Below are 17583 nucleotides of genomic sequence, written 5' to 3'. Positions count from 1 at the left end.
GCGGCGCGCACGATATGCATCGCACGGCGGCGAAACCATTCTGGAAAGGCTCAGTTGTTCACTTGGCGGCTCGGAATTCGTCGGATGAAAGGTGCGCGCAGTATAGCAAGCGGTGCGCTCGACAGACAAGCATGGCCCGGTGCGCGGCTTGCGCCCGGGCCGTGGCGGCTCGGCTTTACTGCACCGACACCGTGTCGAAGTGCTGCCGCCCGAACGGGCTCACGCGATAGCCGGTGACGTTCGGGCGCGTGATCGCCGCCGCGGTCGGATAGCCGAGCGGAATCCACAGCGCCTCGTCGTGGATGATCTTCTGCGCGGCTTCATACAGCTTCGCGCGCTTCGCCTGGTCGGCGGTTTCCTTGCCGTCGGTGATTAGCTTGTCGAGCTTCGGATCGCAATAGCGCGCGAAGTTGAGCCCCGACTTCACCGCGTTGCAGCTGAATTGCGGCGTGAGGATGTTGTCCGGATCGCCGTTGTCGCCGGCAAAGCCCATGAACAGCAGGTCGTGCTGGCCGAGCTTCGCCTGCTTGATCAGCTCGCCCCATTCGATCACCTTCACGTCCGCCTTCACGCCGATCTTCGCGAGGTCCGCCTGCAGCAGCTCCGCGCCCGCCTTCGGGTTCGGGTTCAGCACGCTCCCCGTCGGGCGCACCCAGATCGTCGTCGCGAAGCCGTTCGGGAAGCCCGCCGACGCGAGCAGCTGCTTCGCCTTCGCCGGATCGTGCGGATACGGCGCGATCGATTTCGCATAGCTCCACGTGTTCGGCGGGTACGGGTTCGTCGCGGGCGTCGCGGTGTTGTCGAACACGACTTTCAGGTAGGTCGTGCGATCGAACGCGAGATTGATCGCCTCGCGGACCTTGTCGTTGTCGAGCGGCTTCTTCTGCGTGTTGAGCGCGACGAACGCGGTCATGAACGCGGGCGTCTCGACGACCTTCAGCGCGCGGTCGGCCTTCGCCGCCGCGACGTCCTGCGGCTTCGGCGACAGCGCGATCTGGCATTCGCCCGCCTTCACCTTCTGCGCGCGCACCGACGGATCGGGCGTGATCGCGTAGATGAGGCGCTCCACCTTCGGCTTCGGCCCCCAGTACGTCGGGTTCGCTTCGTAACGGATCACCGCGTCCTTCGTGTAGCTCTTCAGCACGAACGGGCCGGTGCCGATCGGCTTCGCGTTCAGATCGGTCTGCTTGCCCGCCTTGAGAAGCTGATCCGCGTACTCGGCCGGGTAGATCGACGCGAAGCCCATCGTCAGGATCGGCACGAACGTCGCGTTCGGCTCGTTCAGCTCGAATTTCACGGTATCGTTGTCGACCTTCGTGACCGCCTTCACGAGCTTCACGAGCCCCATCGACTGCGCATGCGGAAAGCCGCTCGCGCCCGCGACCTTGTGCCATGGATTCGCATCGTCGAGCATCCGGCTGAACGTGAAGACGACGTCGTCCGCGTCGAGCGCGCGCGTCGGCTTGAAGTAGTCGGTGGTCTGGAATGCGACGTTCGGGCGCAAGTGGAACGTGTACGTGAGGCCGTCGGCGCTGACGTCCCATTTGTCCGCGAGCGCGGGCACCACCTTCTTTGTCGCTTCGTCGTACGACACGAGCGTGTTGAAGATGACGTCGGCGGACGCATTCGTCGTGACGAGCGAGTTGTACTGCACGACGTCGAAGCCGTCCGGGCTCGATTCGGTGCAGACCGTCAGCGGTTTCGCGGCGACGACGGCGGGGGCGGCGGCGATGAGCGCAGCGGCGGCGATGAGCGTGAAGCGCATGAGATCTCCCACGTGGCGTAATTCTGATGACGGCGGGCGGCAACGCCGCAGCGGCCGCACGCCAGCGGGATAGCATACCGTCAATATGCGCTCGACGTTAATCGGCGTCGGAACGCACCGTGTCGCGACGCCGGAATCGCCGCCGCAGCGGCGCGGTGCCGCGGGGCGGCGGCGTTACGTCAGCTCGATCGCCAGCGCGGTCCCCTCGCCGCCGCCGATGCAGAGGCTCGCGACGCCGCGCCGCGCGCCGCGTGCGCGCAGCACGCCGAGCAGCGCGACGACGATGCGCGCACCCGACGCGCTGATCGGATGGCCGATCGCGCATGCGCCGCCGTGCGCGTTCACGCGTGCGCGGGGCAGGCCGAATTCGCGCATCACCGCCATCGGCACGATCGCGAACGCCTCGTTGATCTCGTAATAGTCGATGTCCGACGGCTGCCAGCCGGTGCGCGCGAACAGCTTGCACAGTGCGCCGATCGGCGCCGTCGTGAACCATTCGGGCTCCTGCGCGTGTGCGGATGGGCGCGTGTGCCGCACCGCGGCGCGCAGCATGGAGCGGTGCGCCGCGTGGGTGGAGCGTCGCCGAACGGCGGATCAGTCCGAGAGCGCCTCGGCGAGCGCGAAGATCTCGGCGTCGAGCGCTTGCATGTTCCGCTTGCCGATGCGCCGATACACGTCGCGCTGCGCCGCTTCCCAATCGACACGGGACGCCTTGTACAACGCGGCGCCCTTCGGCGTGAGGCGCCATAAGCGCACCCGCTGATCGTCGCCGGTTTCGGCGCGCACAAGCTGATTCGATTGCAGCGTCGCGAGCGTGCGGCTCAGCGTGGTCTGGTCGAGCAGCAGGCGCGTCGCGAGCTCGCCCGTCTGCAGCGTGCCGCAGCCGTGCAGCGCCGCGAGGATCGTGAACTGCGTGACGCGGATGCCGTGCTTCGCGAGATGCGTGTCATAGAGCGACGTGATGGCGCGCGTGGCCTGGCGCAACGTGCCGCAGTGGCACAGGAGTCTCATCGGAGCGTCGCTCATCGCGGGTCCTTCTGAAGGGTTCGTCGGCAACGAATATTCTATGACGTACAAAATGCATATGCATGATTTCGTGCCGATTGGCGGCGGCATATCGGGGTAATGTTTCGCTGTCTTGGCCGACGAATAAATGCATATGCATCGATTTGGCGGCGAGACGTGCGCGTCGATCTCGACGCATGCGGCTTCGTCCGGGTTGCGGCGTTGCTCGCTTGCGCATGCGGACAACGCCGTGCGAATCCGTGGTCTTGTCAGCCAGCATTGAGATGAAACTGGATGATGCTGTCGTATTGGTGACCGGCTCGAATCGCGGTCTGGGGCGCGCGTTTGTCGGAGGGCTGAAGGCCGCCGGCGCGAAGAAGATCTACGCGGCCGCACGTGATACGGCTCGTGTGACGATGACGGGACGCGAAGGTGCAGTGCGGGATGTGCGAGCGTTGACCGGCGACGGGGAGCGGGCCGCGGGCGACGGGGCGTGAAGCTCGTTGCGATTGTCGGCCGAGGCTTGTTTTTGGCACGCTACCGTTCGTCGACGTTCGTCCGACGAGCGAACGAGAGACGAGAGACGAGAGACGAGAGACGAGAGACGAGAGACGAGAGACGAGAGACGAGAGACGCAGCGCAAAGCGCGCCGCTCAACGGCAACGAGAAAAACGGCCAACGACGAACCGGCAAACGGCGACAGACGCCGCTCGCGGCCCTGTTCAGCCCGCCTTCGCCCGCGGCTTGCGCGGCGCTTTCTCGAAGAGGCGGTCGTACAGCCAGCGCGGCATCACGTGCAGCAGCTTCGCGACGACGCCCATCTGCCAGGGAATCACGCGAAACGCCGCCTTTTGCGCGATCGCGATCGCCGCGCGCTTCGCGAAGCGGTCCGCGTCCATCAGGAACGGCATCGGATACGGGTTGTGCTCGGTCATCGGCGTGCGGATGTAGCCGGGCGCGATCGTCACGACTGCAACCTGCGCGGGCCGCAGCTCGACCCGGAGCGCCTCGAGATACTTGATTGCTGCCGACTTCGACGCGCTGTACGCGCCCGAGCCAGGCAGCCCGCGCACGCCGGCGACGCTCGCGACGCCGACGAGCGTGCCGCGCCGCGCGGCTGTCATCGGCGCGATGAACGGCTCGAACGTCGCGACCATCCCGTAGTAGTTGACGTCCATGATCTCGCGGAACGCGGCGAGATCGCCTTCGCCCGTGATCGCACCCTTGCTGATGCCGGCGTTCGCGATCACGACGTCCGGACAGCCGTGCGCGGCAACGAAGCGCGCCGCAGCGAGCGCGAGCGCGTCGGCGTCGCGCACGTCGGCCGGGTAGATCGAGATCGCGGCTTTGGGGAAGCGTTGCGCGAATTCGGCGAGCACATCCGCGCGCCGCGCGACGAGGCCGAGCGTCGCGCCCTGCCGCGCATATTCGGCGGCGAGCGCGAGGCCGAGGCCACTGGACGCGCCGGTGATGAAGACCTTGAGGGGAAGAGGGGCGTTCATGCCGGCGCGGGGCGGGACGTTACAGCTTCTTGTCCTGCACTTGCTTGACGAGGTAGTCGAGCACTTGCGCTGTACCTTCCAGGCTGTTCGTGTATGCCGGGCCCGTCTTGTACTTGCCCTGGACGACGATCGTCGGCACGCCGTCGATGGCGTAGCTCTTCAGCAGCTCGGCCGATTGCTTCACCTGGCTCTGCACGCTGAACGAGTTGTACGCATCGAGGAACTTCTTCTTGTCGACGCCTTGCGTCGCGAGGAAGTCGGCCTGCGCCTGCGGCGTCAGCAGATAGTTCTTCTCCTTGTGGATCGCGTTGAACACGGCGGGCGTGACCTTTTCGGAGATGCCGAGCGCCGACAGCGCATAGAACAGCTTCGAGTGCGGGATGAAGTCGTCGCGGAACGCGACCGGCACGCGCTTGAATGCGATCTTGTCGCCTTGCTTCTTCACCCACGTCTCGACCGTCGGCTCGAACTCGTAGCAGTGCGGGCAGCCGTACCAGAAGAACTCGATCACCTCGACCTTGCCGGCCGGCGCGGACACCGGCTGCGGCGACTTCATCACTTCGAAGTCCTTGCCGGCCACGGGCGCGGCGGGCGACGCCTGCGCGAAACCCGCGACGAGGCTCAGGGACAGGAACAGCGTGCTAAGCAGTTTTTTCATGTTCGAACGTTCAATCGGTTGCGTGGGTAACGATGTCGGGCGGATGCCGGGCGACGGCGCAGCTTACTGCTTCGTGAAGCGGATCACGGCGGTATCGACTCCCGCATCGGACAACCGCTGACGCGCGGAGTTCATGTCCTCGAATTTCGAGAACGGCCCGATCCGCACGCGGAAGTAGGTGACGCCGCTCACGTCGCGCTTCGACACTTTCGACTCGAAGCCCTGGAAGCCCAGGCGCGCGCGCTGCTGCTCGGCGTCCGCCTCGGTCTTGTACGCGCCCACCTGCAGGAAGTAGCCGGTGTTCGCGTCGGCGCCCGGCGCCGGCTTCGCGGCGGCCGTCGTCGCCGACGACGCGCCCTTCGGCGCCTGCGCGGTCTTCGGCGGCGTCGCGGCGCTCGCCTGCGCGTTGTTGTTCGCGACGTGCGGCGCCGAGCTGCCGTTCGCGGCCGTCTGCGGCTTCTTCGCGGGCGGCGGCGTGATGTCGGCGGGCTTCGGCGCGACGGCGACGCCGTTGTCCGCGGCGTTGTTCGACGCGCTCGTCGAGCCGTTGCCGTTATTCGACGACGGCACTTCGACGATCTGCGGCTCGGGCAAGAGCGGCGGCTGGCTCGGGTTCGCTGCCTGGCCGGGCGCCGTGTTGGGCGGCGCGGGCTGCGCGGCCTGCGGCGTGACCGGCTGGCCGGGCGTCTTGCCCTGCAGCGCGCGGTTCGGGTCGAACTGCTGCGGCTGGCTCGCGTTGTTGTCGGACGGCGGCGCGACCTTCGACACGAACGGCGACGGCGCGCGGGTGATATAGAGCGCCACCACTACCGCGATGGCCAGGCCGACGATGAGGCCCAGCACGATACCAAGAAATGTTCCTCCGGCTTGTTTCGATTGCTTCGACGTGCGGCGTGGTTTTGCCATTGCTTGAGTCACCTGCGAAAAATTTCGTGAAACAGCCGCGGCGCGCTGCACCGCGGCGCTTGGCCGACGGCCTCGGCTTTACATCTTGCTGGGCGCGGATACGCCGAGCATCGCGAGACCGTTTTCGAGCACCTGGCGCGTCGCCGCAAGGAGCGCGGCGCGCGCGGTGCGCGGCGCTTCTTCGTCGACGAGCACGCGCTCCGCATTGTAGAACGAGTGAAACTCGCTCGCGAGGTCGCGCAGGTAGAACGCGACCGCGTGCGGCGCGAGCTCGCTCGCCGCGTGCGCGAGCACGTCCGGGTATTCGGCGAGCTTCTGCATCAGCGCCGTCGCCTGTTTGCTGTCGAGCGGCGACAGGTCCGCGTTCGCGAAGAGCGCGTCGGTCGCGCCGTAGCGCGATTTCCACTCGTTGAGCACCGAGCAGATCCGCGCATGTGCATACTGCACGTAATAGACCGGGTTTTCGTCATTCTGTTTCAGCGCGAGATCGATGTCGAACACGAATTCGGTGTCCGCCTTGCGGGAAATCAGGAAGAAGCGCACCGCGTCGCGGCCGCGCGTGATCGTCGCCTCGTCGAGCAGGTCGGGCGACGCCTCCGAGCCAGGCGTCGCGCCGCCCGACCATTCGATCAGGTCGCGCACCGTCACGTAGCTGCCCGCGCGCTTCGAGATCTTCACTTCCTGGCCGTCGCGCATGACCGTCACCATCTTGTGCAGCACGTAGTCGGGATAGCCCTTCGGAATCCCGATGTGCAGCCCCTGCAGGCCCGCGCGCACGCGCGCGATCGTGCCGTGGTGATCCGAGCCCTGGATGTTGATGACCTTCGTGAAGCCGCGCTCCCACTTCGTCACGTGGTATGCGACGTCCGGCACGAAGTACGTGTACGTGCCGTCCGTCTTGCGCATCACGCGATCCTTGTCGTCGCCTTCGTCGGTCGTGCGCAGCCACAGCGCGCCTTCCTGCTCGTAGGTCATGCCGGCCTCGATCAGCGCATCGACCGTTTTCTCGACGCGGCCTTCCGTGTAGAGCGACGACTCCAGATAGTACTGGTCGAACTTCACGCCGAACGCCTTCAGGTCCATGTCCTGTTCGCGGCGCAGGTACGTGACCGCGAACTTGCGGATCGCTTCGAGATCCTCGATGTCGCGCTTGCCCGTCACCGGCTCGCCGTCGCTCGCGGCGACGGTTTCGCCGTTCAGGTAGTCGCGCGCGATGTCGGCGATGTACTCGCCGTTGTACGCGGCCTCAGGCCAGCCGGCGTCGCCCGGCTTCAGGCCCCGGGCGCGCGCCTGCGTCGAGATCGCGAGATTGCCGATCTGCACGCCCGCGTCGTTGTAGTAGAACTCGCGATGCACCGCGTAGCCCTGGCTCGCGAGCACGTTCGCGAGCGCGTCGCCGAGCGCCGCCTGGCGGCCGTGGCCGACGTGCAGCGGGCCCGTCGGGTTCGCGGACACGAATTCGAGCAGCACGCGCTTGCCGTGGTCGCGGTCGGACGCGCCGAACGCGCGGCCCTCGGCGAATACCGCGCTGATCACCGCCTGCTTCGACGCGGGCGTCAAGCGCAGGTTGATGAAGCCGGGGCCGGCGATCTCGGCTGCGTCGACGAGGCCCGCCGCTTCGGGCTGCGCGGTCAGCGCGGCGACGATTTTCTCGGCGAGCTGGCGCGGATTGGCGCCGAGCGGCTTCGCGAGTTGCAGCGCGACGTTGCACGCGACGTCGCCGTGCGCGGCGACCTTCGGGCGCTCGAGGGCGATCGCGGGGAGGACGAATGTGGCGTCGGCGTCGCCTTTCGACGCCTGGACGACCTGCTTCACGCTGTTTTCGAGCAGGGTTTCGAGAGTATGTTTTTGAGCAGGCAGCATGCTGGTCGAAGATATCGTTGGCGGCGGTCCTGCCGGGCCGCCGTCGCGCCGCACGGCGCGCGTTTCAGGGATCGCTGAATTTTAACAGGTGCTAATATGCCGCTAAGGTGCCAAGCGCCCCCGACGTTTGTTCAGCGCGCCGGCCGGGCGTCCGTCGCGGACGTACGGCGAGCACGACAAGATGAAAAGGGAGTTGTCATGATTACGTTCAAAAGCAAGGCGGCACAAGATCTGGATGTGCTGAAGGATTTCGCAGTCTACGTGCTCGGCGTCGTCGGCAAGCAGCTCGGCGAGCGCGGCGTGATCACGTCCGACGAGCTCGACGACGCGATCGCGAAGCTCGAAGGCGCCGTCAACCAGGCCAGGCAGGCGCGGGCCGAGCATGCGGGCCACTTCCATGAAGACGAACCCGATCATCCGCACCACGAAGTCGCGCCGAGCCTCGCGCAACGCGTCGCGCCGTTCCTCGTGATGCTGCGCGAAGCGAAGGCGCAGAACGCCGACATCCACTGGGGCTTCTGAGCGCCGTTCGCCGGCCCTTCGCCACCCGGAAAGCCCGCCTCGTGCGGGCTTTTTGCGTTTTTGGGGCCGCGGAGGGCGGCGTGGCCGCCCGCCCGCGGCGCGACGAGGCTTGCGCGCGCCGAGGGCGGAAACGGGTTGCGGCGGCGGCGGAGACGCACTGCCGCCACTTCCCCGACTCGCCCCCCGCGCGCGGCGGCGGTAGCGGCCGTCAGAGCAGCGGCGCGAGCGCGCGCTCCGCGTCCGCCTTCGACAGCGCCATCCGGCGCGCGTAATCATCGAGCTGGTCCTGGCCGATCTTGCCGACCGAGAAGTACGTGCTGTCCGGGTGCGCGAGATAGAAGCCCGACACGCTCGCGGCAGGCAGCATCGCGAGCGAATCGGTGATGCTCATCCCGATCTCGTCCGTATGAAGCGCTTCGAACATTGCGCGTTTCACGAGGTGATCGGGGCACGCCGGGTAGCCGGGAGCCGGGCGGACGCCCGCGTACTTCTCGGCGATCAGCGCGTCGTTGTCGAGCTGCTCGCCCGCCGCGTAGCCCCACAGCTCGCGGCGCACGCGCGCGTGCATCGCCTCGGCGAACGCTTCGGCGAAGCGGTCCGCGAGCGCCTTCAGCATGATCGCGCTGTAGTCGTCGTGATCCGCCTCGTACTGCTTTTCCTTCGCATCGACGCCGATCCCGGCCGTCACCGCGAACATCCCGATGTAGTCGGCGACGCCCGAATCCTTCGGCGCGATGAAGTCGGCGAGCGACCGGTTCGGCCGCATCACGCCGTCCACCACCGGGCGCACGCTCTGCTGGCGCAGGTTGCGCCACGTGAGCAGCACTTCCGAGCGCGTGTCGTCCTTGTAGATCTCGATGTCGTCGTCGCCCACCGTATTGGCGGGCAAGAGCGCGATCACGCCGTTCGCGGTCAGCCAGCGGCCCTGGATCAGGCGCGCGAGCATCGATTTCGCGTCGGAGAACACGCGCCGCGCCGATTCGCCGACGATCTCGTCGTTCAGGATCGCCGGGTACGGGCCGGCGAGATCCCAGGTCTGGAAGAACGGGCCCCAGTCGATGTAGTTCGCGAGCTCGTTCAGGTCGTAGTTCTTGAACACGCGCCGGCCGATGAACTTCGGCTTGACGGGCGTGTAGTGCGCCCAGTCGATCTTCGTCTTGTTCGCGCGCGCCTCTGCGAGCGTGACGAGCGGCAGCGCCTTCTTGTTCGCGTGCTGGTGGCGGATGCGTTCGTAATCGGACTTCAGCTCGTCGAGGTACTTCGTCGCGCCCTCGTCGGACAGCAGGCTCGACGCGACCGACACCGAACGCGACGCGTCCGGCACATAGACGACGGGGCCTTCATAGTTCGGCGCGATCTTCACGGCCGTGTGCACGCGCGAGGTGGTCGCGCCGCCGATCAAGAGCGGAATCTTCTTCACGCGGAAGTAGTTGTCGCGCTGCATTTCCGACGCGACGTACGCCATCTCCTCGAGGCTCGGCGTGATGAGGCCGGACAGCCCGATGATGTCCGCGCCCTCGACCTTCGCCTTCGCGAGGATCTCGTTGCACGGGACCATCACGCCCATGTTGACCACTTCGAAGTTGTTGCACTGGAGCACGACCGACACGATGTTCTTGCCGATGTCGTGCACGTCACCCTTCACGGTCGCGATGACGATCTTGCCCTTCGCGCGCACGTCGCCGCCCGCTTCGGCGAGGAGGCGCTTCTCTTCCTCGATGAACGGGATCAGGTGCGCGACCGCTTGCTTCATCACGCGCGCCGACTTCACGACCTGCGGCAGGAACATCTTGCCCTGGCCGAACAGGTCGCCGACGACGTTCATGCCGTCCATCAGCGGGCCTTCGATCACGTTGATCGGGCGGCCGCCGGCGGCGGCGATCTTCGCGCGCGCTTCCTCGGTGTCCTCGACGATGAAGTTCGTGATGCCGTGCACGAGCGCGTGCGCGAGACGCTTCTCGACAGGCTGGTTGCGCCACTCGAGGTTCTCTTCCTTCTTCGCCGCGCCCGTCTTGAACTTGTCGGCGATCTCGAGCAGGCGGTCGGTGGAATCCGCGCGGCGGTTCAGGATCACGTCCTCGACGCGCTCGCGCAATTCCGGATCGAGTTCCGCATACACGCCGAGCTGGCCCGCGTTGACGATGCCCATGTCCATCCCCGCCTGGATCGCGTGGTAGAGGAACACGGTGTGGATCGCCTCGCGCACCGGGTCGTTGCCGCGAAACGAGAACGACACGTTCGACACGCCGCCGCTCACCTTCGCGTACGGCAGGTTCTGCTTGATCCAGCGAGTCGCCTCGATGAAGTCGACCGCGTAGTTGTTGTGCTCCTCGATGCCCGTCGCGACCGCGAAGATGTTCGGATCGAAGATGATGTCTTCCGGCGGGAAGCCGACTTCGTTTACGAGGAAGTCATACGAGCGCTTGCAGATCTCGGTCTTGCGCTCGTAGGTATCGGCCTGGCCCGTCTCGTCGAACGCCATCACGACGGCTGCCGCGCCGTAGCGGCGGATCAGGTTCGCGTGGTGGCGGAACGCTTCCTCGCCTTCCTTCAGCGAGATCGAATTGACGATCGCCTTGCCCTGCACGCACTTGAGGCCCGCCTCGATCACGTCCCACTTCGACGAGTCGATCATGATCGGCACGCGCGCGATGTCCGGCTCCGACGCGATCAGGTTCATGAAGCGCTCCATCGCCGCCCTGGAATCGAGCATCGCCTCGTCCATGTTGACGTCGATCACCTGCGCGCCGTTCTCGACCTGCTGGCGCGCGACGGCGAGCGCCTCGTCGAACTGGCCGTTGAGGATCATTCGCGCGAACGCCTTCGAGCCGGTGACGTTGGTGCGTTCGCCGACGTTGATGAAGAGCGTCCCGGACGTGACGTTGAACGGCTCGAGGCCGGCTAGGCGCATCGTATGGTCGGTCATGGCGGTGCGTATTCGGGTTGGAGTGGGGAGGCGGCGGCTCGTGCGTGCGTCAGGCGGCTTCGCTGTACTGGTTCGGCCAGCGGCGCGGCTTGACTTCGGCGAGCGCCTTCGCGATCGCCGCGATGTGTTCGGGCGTCGTGCCGCAGCAGCCGCCTGCGATGTTCACGAGGCCCGCCTGCGCGAATTCCTTGAGGAGGCCGGACGTGACGTCGGGCGTCTCGTCGAAGCCGGTTTCGCTCATCGGGTTCGGCAGGCCCGCGTTCGGGTAGCACGACACGTAGGTGTCGCACAGCTTCGCGAGCTCGGCGATGTACGGGCGCATCAGCGCCGCGCCCAACGCGCAGTTCAGGCCGAACGTGAGCGGCTTCGCATGGCGCAGCGAATTCCAGAACGCTTCGACCGTCTGGCCGGACAGGATGCGGCCAGACGCATCGGTCACGGTGCCCGAGATCATGATCGGCAGGCGTTCGCCGGAATCTTCAAACAGTTGATCGAGCGCGAACAGCGCGGCCTTCGCGTTCAGCGTGTCGAAGATCGTCTCGACGAGGAACAGGTCGACGCTGCCGTCGAGGAGCGCCTTCGCCTGCGCGTAGTACGCGTCGCGCAGCTCGTCGAACGTGATGTTGCGCGCGCCCGGATCGTTGACGTCGGGCGAGATGCTGGCCGTCTTCGGCGTCGGCCCGATCGCGCCCGCGACGAAGCGGGGTTTGTCGGGCGTCGCGTATTTGGCGGCCGATTCGCGCGCGAGCTTGGCCGACTCGGCGTTCATCTCGACGGCGAGGTCTTCCATTCCGTAATCGGCCTGCGCGACGGCCGTCGCGCCGAACGTGTTCGTTTCGACGATGTCCGCGCCCGCGGCGAAGTACTGATCGTGGATCTCGCGGATGATCTGCGGCTGCGTGATCGACAGCAGCTCGTTGTTGCCCTTCACGTCGCGCGGGAAATCCTTGAAGCGCTCGCCGCGATACGCGGCTTCGTCGAGCTTGTAGCGCTGGATCATCGTGCCCATCGCGCCGTCGAGGATCAGGATGCGCTTCTGGAGCAGCTGCGGCAGCTCGGCGCCGCGCGTATACGACGCGGCGAGGGCGGCGGATTGGGCGGAAGACACGATCGGCGTAGGCTCGGACATGGCGGATTACCGGCAATCGGAAAGCCGTCATTGTAGCCGCTGCTTCCGTCGTACGTGAGGCGCTCGCTCGCGGGCAAACAAAGCCCCCGCGCGGCAAGCCGGGCGGGGGCGGGTTGGAGTGCGCCGGATCGCGTCGGGCGGCGGCGCTTCGGCGGACCTGCGGGTCCGGCGAGCGGCCGCGTCCGCGCGACGTCAGTGGAGGACGACGGGCTGCGTCATCAGGCTATCGAACTGTCCGAGGAATTCGTCCACCTCGTCGAGCGACGGCTCGGCCTGGATCAATTGCTTCACGTGCTCGCGAAAGCGCGCGGCGAGTTCGCCGTCGATGAAGATTTCGCGCTGCGCGTTCTTGTCGACGATTTCGTAGCCACCTGAGTTCATCGCGTGATGGCCGTCCTGCGGCGGAAATTCGACGACGCAGTAGTTGGGGCTGTTGTAGATCATTTGCATGGCGGCACTCCTCTTTGCTATGGCTTTCGGCCTCGTTGCCCCGTAAGTGGGGCAGACCGAGCCGGTTTCAAGGGGTTGGCGCTGCACGCCGGTCGTTTTTACACTGGGCGTATCGGTTGGATGCCGATGACCTTAAAACGTTTCCGATTCTCCACCCGTGGACGAAACTTGGTGTCAAAGATTGTCAAGGTTGTTGCTGCTCGTGAACAGCCGGCGAAATGGCCGGCGTAGCTTCGGTCGAATTTACCGAATTGTCTGCGCCGAGCGGTGCGCCCGATGCCGATGTGGGTGCGGCGCCCGCGTTTGCGCTTGAGCCCGCACGTGCGTTCGCGCTTATGTCTGCGCTATCGCTCGACGCGCCGCGCGTGCTCGTGCGGCGATGCAGGAGCAGTTCGATCTGCGCGCCGTTCGGTTCAGTCTGAACCATCCGCACGGGCAGCCAGCCGAGCGACGGCGCGAGCCAGATGTCGATGCGGCGCGTGTCGCCCGTGCGGCGCGGCAGGCGCATGAAATGTCTGGCGTCGAGCGAGCCCGCGCTCGTCGAGATCGTCTCGTCGCCGATCGTCGTGATCGGCCAGGTTTCGCCGCTGTCGCGATCGACGATGAAGAACTCGCGCGTGACGCCGGGGCGATACGCATCGGGATCGCCGCCGACGAGGCCCGCGAGCTGCATCAGCATGCTGAAGCGGTCCTGCGCGCCGTCCGGCAGCGCGACCGAATTCGGCGTGCTCGTGAACACGATTTGCTTCGTCTCGCGATTGAAGATCGCGAAGTCGGGCGGCCGCCTGCCGCGCGTCTCGACGTAGCGCTCCGGCGCGATGCCGAATGCGTCGACGCGGCCGCGGCTCTCGTACGTGTACGGGCCGACGAACGGCATCGGCATCGACACGTACAGCGAATAGCGGCTGCCGTCCGTCTGCCAGTGGATCGTGCCCGGCATGTTCTGCATGCCGTTGTAGAACGTGTCGTATTGCAGCTCGCCCGACGGCGGCAGCGCGAACTTCACGCCGGGCGATGCGTCGCCCATCGATCCTTCACCGGGCCGCGTGGTTGCGCCGGCGCCCGACGCGGCGCTTGCCGCGCTGCCCGACGCGCTGTTGGCCGCGCCGGCCGTCGCGGTGCTGCTCGCGGGCTCGGCCGCAGGTGCCGCGGCGGGCGATTCGACGGGAGACTCGACGGCGCTCAATACGGGCTCCGAACGATGCGGCGCGCGGGCGCGCGGCGCGGGAGCCGCGCGCTTTTGCGCGGCCTGCGGCCGAGCGGCGGCGGGCTTGGCCGGCGCCGGCGCGCGCTCGATCTGCCGGGGCTTCAGCAATTCGACCTGAACCGGCACGTTCTCGGGCTCGACCGGCTTGAACGGCTCGCGAAAGCGCACGAGCCACAGCGCGGCGAGCCAGTGCAGCACGAGCACGAGCGCGAAGGCGAGCACCGCGCGCCGCACGCGGTGCGGCGCGATGCGCGGATTCGGCGAAACGGTGGACGACGGCGGCATCAAGGGCGGGCGAACATCTCGAACGGCGACGAAACGGGGCGCGCGCGAGTCGCGCGGCCGGGATGCGGCGGCGCCGGTCAGGCGTCGCGCGCCCCTTCACTATACCCAAGCTCGTACGACAGCTTCCGTGCGCATGCGCGCAGCGCGACGTCGATCTCTCCGTCCCAGCGGAGGTCGAATGCGCCTTCGTGGCCGAGCGCGATGATCGCGAGCGCGAGATCGCCGACCGCGTCGAACACGGGCATGCCGAACGCGTTGATCGTCGGCAGCAGCATCCCTTCGACGCGCGCTGCGCGATGCGCGCGCACGTCGGCGAGCACGGCATCGACTTCGGCGAGCGTGCGCGGCCCGGTGTAATGCGTTGCGCGCCGCGTGTCGGCGAGCTCGCGCTCGATCATCGCGACCGTCTTGCTGCGCGGCAGATACGCGGCGAACACGAGGCCCGTCGCCGAGCCAAGGAGCGGCATCACATCGCCGAGCTTGAGCGACGCCTTCGCCGGATGGCTCGACTCCATCCAGTGGACGATCGTCGGCCCCTGGTTGCCCCATACCGCGATGCCGACTGTCTGGTCGAGCTGATCGCGCAGTGCGGTCAGCGCGATCCGCGCGAGCTTCACGCCGTCGACGCGCGCGAGCCGCGCGAGGCCCATCTGCAGCGCGAAGCCGCCGAGCTCGTAGCGGCCCGACACCGGATCCTGCGAGACGAGCCCGAGCCGCTGGAAGCTCACGAGATAGCGGTGCGCCTTCGCCGGACTCATCTCCGCACGTTGCGCGAGGTCGCGCAGCATCATCGCGCGCGGCTCGCTCGTCAGCACGTCGAGGAGGCGAAAGCCGACCTCGATCGACTGGATGCCCGAGCGGACCTTTTCCTCGGCGGTGTCGTTGTCGTCGGCGAGATCGTCGTCGGGAGCGTTTGAGGCGAACTTGTTCACGGCGTGGCGGGAAGAAAGAGAACGGAACGTCCGCGCGGCTTGCGGCGCGCGCCGCCGAGCGGATTCACCATCGTAAAATAGATTCCTTCCATCGTCACTACAACGGCTCACTTCTCTATGAAACTTGCTTCGCTCAAGGACGGCACGCGCGACGGCCAGCTGATCGTCGTATCCCGCGATCTGCACACGGCGGCGATCGCCGACGCGATCGCGCCGACGCTGCAGCGCGTGCTCGACGACTGGGCGTTCTACGCGCCGCAGCTGCGCGACCTGTACGACGCGCTGAACCAGGGCCGCGCGCGGAATGCGTTCCCGTTCGAGCCCGCCGACTGCATGGCGCCGCTGCCGCGCGCGTTCCAATGGGCGGACGGCTCCGCTTACGTGAACCACGTCGAGCTCGTGCGCCGCGCGCGCGGCGCCGAGATGCCGCCGGAGTTCTGGACCGATCCGCTGCTCTACCAGGGCGGCAGCGACGACTTCCTCGGGCCGCGCGACGACATCGTCTGCGCGTCGGACGAGTGGGGCATCGATTTCGAGGCGGAAGTCGCGGTGATCACGGCCGACGTGCCGATGGGCGCGACGCCCGACGAAGCGCTGAAGGCCGTGCGGCTCGTCACGCTCGTCAACGACGTGTCGCTGCGCAATCTGATTCCCGCCGAGCTCGCGAAGGGCTTCGGCTTTTTCCAGAGCAAGCCGGCGTCCGCGTTCGCGCCGGTCGCCGTGACGCCGGACGAGCTCGGCGAGCACTGGCGCGACGGCCGCGTGCACCGTCCGATGATCGTCCACTGGAACGGCAAGAAGGTTGGCCAGCCGGACGCGGGCGCCGACATGGTGTTTCACTTCGGGCAACTGATCGCGCACGCGGCGAAGACGCGCAATGTGCGCGCGGGCTCGATCGTCGGCTCGGGCACGGTGTCGAACCAGGACGCGAAGCGCGGCTACTGCTGCATCGCCGAGAAGCGCTGCCTCGAGACGATCGAGCACGGCGCGCCGCAGACCGGGTTCATGCGTTACGGCGACAAGGTAAAGATCGAGATGTTCGACGAGGCGGGCAAGTCGATCTTCGGGGCGATCGAGCAGGCGGTGGCGCCGTTGGATCGATAGGGGGAAGCTCGTTTTCTTGTCGACTCGGCCCGACATGCCGGACATTGCCGGGCGCTCGCGCGACCGTGATCGGCCGACTGCAGGATGGCGGGCTGAAGCCGCCGCGATGCTGGCGGGCCGCTGAATTCCATGGCGGCGCAGATCCCGCGCGGAGCGCCAGAAACCTGGGCGGCAGCGTATCGGCGGCGGGCGCGGCGAATGGCGACCATCCGATGCCGGACGTCGTCGCGCCGCCTGCGAAGCTCACGCCGATTGATCCGGACAAAGACGGGTTCCGCGCGCGCGGCGAGAACGACGCGCATTTGGCGGGGTGGGGGCGTCGCCACGACGATACTATCCGCCGACACGTGAGAAACTCTCTCCGAGGCGCCCCGTCGCCGATTCCCGATCCCGCGCCGGGTTTCGCCCGATGCCCGTCCGAACGGGCTTCGCTACACTGAATCGAGAGACAGAAAGCCTCCCGGCCGCCCACCCTCAATCGAAGGAAGGTCCAGCATGCCCGATCTCGCCCTCTATGCCGGCTACGAAGCGCTGCGCATCCGACGCCAGCCGCACGGCATCCTCGAAATCGTGATGAGCGGCGAAGGCGCGAACCGCAGCGGTCTCGCGGTCGCGAGTGAAGCGATGCATCGCGAGCTCGCCGACATCTGGCGCGACGTCGATCGCGATCCGCACGCGCGCGTCGCGGTGATTCGCGGCGAAGGCAAGGGCTTCTCGGCGGGCGGCGATCTCGCGCTCGTCGAGCGGATGGCCGACGACCACGCGGTGCGCGAGCGCGTCTGGCGCGAGGCGCGCGATCTCGTCTACAACGTGATCAACTGCGGCAAGCCGATCGTGTCGGCGATGCACGGGCCCGCCGTCGGCGCGGGGCTCGTCGCCGGGCTGCTCGCCGACGTGTCGATCGCCGCGAAGAGCGCGCGGATCATCGACGGCCACACGCGCCTCGGCGTCGCCGCGGGCGATCATGCGGCGATCGTCTGGCCGCTCCTGTGCGGGATGGCGAAGGCGAAATACCACCTGCTGCTCTGCGAGCCCGTGAGCGGCGACGAAGCCGAGCGCATCGGGCTCGTGTCGCTCGCGGTCGACGATCACGATCTGCTGCCGAAGGCGTACGAGGTCGCCGAGCGGCTCGCGCACGGCTCGCAAAGCGCGATCCGCTGGACCAAGTACGCGCTCAACAACTGGCTGCGGCTCGCGGGGCCGACGTTCGACGCGTCGCTCGCACTCGAATTCATGGGGTTTTCCGGGCCGGACGTGCGCGAAGGGATTCGTTCGCTGCGCGAGCGCCGCACGCCGGATTTCACGGGCGACGCGCCGTCGTGAGCGCGG

At 67.2% G+C, this 17583-nt stretch carries 14 protein-coding genes and 2 pseudogenes; 4 read left to right on the top strand and 12 right to left on the bottom strand.

What is annotated here, in order from left to right; all coding sequences use genetic code 11:
• Positions 1 to 175: 175 nt before the first annotated feature.
• From WS70_RS16885 to WS70_RS16875, 3 genes and pseudogenes are all read right to left on the bottom strand, one after another.
• Positions 176 to 1765, bottom strand: a complete 1590-nt coding sequence (locus tag WS70_RS16885) for an ABC transporter substrate-binding protein (protein WP_059471882.1) — start codon at positions 1763 to 1765, stop codon at positions 176 to 178.
• 174 nt (positions 1766 to 1939) lie between these two features.
• Positions 1940 to 2284, bottom strand: a pseudogene (locus WS70_RS16880) (acetyl-CoA C-acetyltransferase); the annotation flags it as partial.
• Between the two features lie 75 nt (positions 2285 to 2359).
• A complete protein-coding gene (locus WS70_RS16875; protein WP_059596869.1) occupies positions 2360 to 2776 on the bottom strand; it encodes a MarR family winged helix-turn-helix transcriptional regulator in 417 nt (138 codons plus the stop codon).
• A gap of 230 nt (positions 2777 to 3006) precedes the next feature.
• On the opposite strand from WS70_RS16875, the pseudogene WS70_RS33850 reads away from it, so the two are divergent.
• Positions 3007 to 3219: pseudogene (locus WS70_RS33850) on the top strand (short-chain dehydrogenase); the annotation flags it as partial.
• 273 nt (positions 3220 to 3492) lie between these two features.
• Here WS70_RS33850 and WS70_RS16865 read toward each other — a convergent pair.
• From WS70_RS16865 to argS, 4 genes are all read right to left on the bottom strand, one after another.
• Positions 3493 to 4272 carry an SDR family oxidoreductase gene (locus tag WS70_RS16865; protein ID WP_059471879.1) on the bottom strand — a complete coding sequence of 260 codons (780 nt, stop codon included), beginning with the start codon at positions 4270 to 4272 and terminating at the stop codon, positions 3493 to 3495.
• A gap of 19 nt (positions 4273 to 4291) precedes the next feature.
• On the bottom strand, positions 4292 to 4930 hold the full coding sequence (gene dsbA, locus WS70_RS16860) for a thiol:disulfide interchange protein DsbA (protein WP_059471878.1): 639 nt from the start codon (positions 4928 to 4930) through the stop codon (positions 4292 to 4294).
• A 63-nt stretch (positions 4931 to 4993) separates the two neighbouring features.
• The gene (locus WS70_RS16855) at positions 4994 to 5836 is read right to left on the bottom strand and encodes an SPOR domain-containing protein (RefSeq protein WP_059471877.1); all 843 of its coding nucleotides are present in this window, start codon (positions 5834 to 5836) and stop codon (positions 4994 to 4996) included.
• Positions 5837 to 5914: 78 nt separating this feature from the next.
• Positions 5915 to 7699, bottom strand: a complete 1785-nt coding sequence (argS, locus tag WS70_RS16850) for an arginine--tRNA ligase (RefSeq protein ID WP_059471876.1) — start codon at positions 7697 to 7699, stop codon at positions 5915 to 5917.
• A 198-nt stretch (positions 7700 to 7897) separates the two neighbouring features.
• On the opposite strand from argS, the gene WS70_RS16845 reads away from it, so the two are divergent.
• Complete coding sequence (locus WS70_RS16845) at positions 7898 to 8221, top strand: DUF1840 domain-containing protein (protein ID WP_059471875.1); 324 nt, start codon at positions 7898 to 7900, stop codon at positions 8219 to 8221.
• 208 nt (positions 8222 to 8429) lie between these two features.
• On the opposite strand, the gene metH is transcribed toward WS70_RS16845, so the two are convergent.
• The 5 genes from metH to WS70_RS16815 all read right to left on the bottom strand — a co-directional run bounded on the left by metH (position 8430) and on the right by WS70_RS16815 (position 15150).
• Positions 8430 to 11147 (bottom strand): methionine synthase, encoded by a 2718-nt coding sequence (gene metH, locus WS70_RS16840; RefSeq protein WP_059471874.1) that lies wholly within the window; start codon positions 11145 to 11147, stop codon positions 8430 to 8432.
• A gap of 49 nt (positions 11148 to 11196) precedes the next feature.
• Positions 11197 to 12276, bottom strand: a complete 1080-nt coding sequence (locus WS70_RS16835; RefSeq protein ID WP_059471873.1) for a homocysteine S-methyltransferase family protein — start codon at positions 12274 to 12276, stop codon at positions 11197 to 11199.
• Between the two features lie 192 nt (positions 12277 to 12468).
• Entirely contained in the window at positions 12469 to 12726 is a 258-nt protein-coding gene (locus tag WS70_RS16830; RefSeq protein WP_009893251.1) for a BTH_I0359 family protein, read from the bottom strand.
• 184 nt (positions 12727 to 12910) lie between these two features.
• A complete protein-coding gene (locus WS70_RS16820; protein WP_059596868.1) occupies positions 12911 to 14218 on the bottom strand; it encodes a DUF3108 domain-containing protein in 1308 nt (435 codons plus the stop codon).
• A 77-nt stretch (positions 14219 to 14295) separates the two neighbouring features.
• Entirely contained in the window at positions 14296 to 15150 is an 855-nt protein-coding gene (locus WS70_RS16815; protein ID WP_059471871.1) for an IclR family transcriptional regulator, read from the bottom strand.
• A 117-nt stretch (positions 15151 to 15267) separates the two neighbouring features.
• Here WS70_RS16815 and WS70_RS16810 point away from each other — a divergent pair, with 117 nt between their 5' ends.
• Together WS70_RS16810 and WS70_RS16805 are read left to right on the top strand one after the other, a co-directional pair.
• Positions 15268 to 16254, top strand: a complete 987-nt coding sequence (locus WS70_RS16810) for a fumarylacetoacetate hydrolase family protein (RefSeq protein WP_059471870.1) — start codon at positions 15268 to 15270, stop codon at positions 16252 to 16254.
• Positions 16255 to 16749: 495 nt separating this feature from the next.
• Positions 16750 to 17577, top strand: a complete 828-nt coding sequence (locus WS70_RS16805; protein ID WP_059471869.1) for an enoyl-CoA hydratase/isomerase family protein — start codon at positions 16750 to 16752, stop codon at positions 17575 to 17577.
• Positions 17578 to 17583: the final 6 nt, after the last annotated feature.

Source organism: Burkholderia mayonis, from assembly GCF_001523745.2.
GTDB classification, from domain to species: Bacteria; Pseudomonadota; Gammaproteobacteria; order Burkholderiales; family Burkholderiaceae; genus Burkholderia; species Burkholderia mayonis.
Note: the sequence above shows the minus strand (reverse complement) of the source record. Positions and strands in the feature narration are given on the sequence as shown.

What these genes read in the sequence shown, in the direction of transcription:
- WS70_RS16885 (WP_059471882.1), bottom strand. Translation starts at nt 1,765, where the DNA reads ATGCGCTTCACGCTCATCGCCGCCGCTGCGCTCATCGCCGCCGCCCCC.
- WS70_RS16875 (WP_059596869.1), bottom strand. Translation starts at nt 2,776, where the DNA reads ATGAGACTCCTGTGCCACTGCGGCACGTTGCGCCAGGCCACGCGCGCC.
- WS70_RS16865 (WP_059471879.1), bottom strand. Translation starts at nt 4,272, where the DNA reads ATGAACGCCCCTCTTCCCCTCAAGGTCTTCATCACCGGCGCGTCCAGT.
- dsbA (WP_059471878.1), bottom strand. Translation starts at nt 4,930, where the DNA reads ATGAAAAAACTGCTTAGCACGCTGTTCCTGTCCCTGAGCCTCGTCGCG.
- WS70_RS16855 (WP_059471877.1), bottom strand. Translation starts at nt 5,836, where the DNA reads ATGGCAAAACCACGCCGCACGTCGAAGCAATCGAAACAAGCCGGAGGA.
- argS (WP_059471876.1), bottom strand. Translation starts at nt 7,699, where the DNA reads ATGCTGCCTGCTCAAAAACATACTCTCGAAACCCTGCTCGAAAACAGC.
- WS70_RS16845 (WP_059471875.1), top strand. Translation starts at nt 7,898, where the DNA reads ATGATTACGTTCAAAAGCAAGGCGGCACAAGATCTGGATGTGCTGAAG.
- metH (WP_059471874.1), bottom strand. Translation starts at nt 11,147, where the DNA reads ATGACCGACCATACGATGCGCCTAGCCGGCCTCGAGCCGTTCAACGTC.
- WS70_RS16835 (WP_059471873.1), bottom strand. Translation starts at nt 12,276, where the DNA reads ATGTCCGAGCCTACGCCGATCGTGTCTTCCGCCCAATCCGCCGCCCTC.
- WS70_RS16830 (WP_009893251.1), bottom strand. Translation starts at nt 12,726, where the DNA reads ATGCAAATGATCTACAACAGCCCCAACTACTGCGTCGTCGAATTTCCG.
- WS70_RS16820 (WP_059596868.1), bottom strand. Translation starts at nt 14,218, where the DNA reads ATGCCGCCGTCGTCCACCGTTTCGCCGAATCCGCGCATCGCGCCGCAC.
- WS70_RS16810 (WP_059471870.1), top strand. Translation starts at nt 15,268, where the DNA reads ATGAAACTTGCTTCGCTCAAGGACGGCACGCGCGACGGCCAGCTGATC.
- WS70_RS16805 (WP_059471869.1), top strand. Translation starts at nt 16,750, where the DNA reads ATGCCCGATCTCGCCCTCTATGCCGGCTACGAAGCGCTGCGCATCCGA.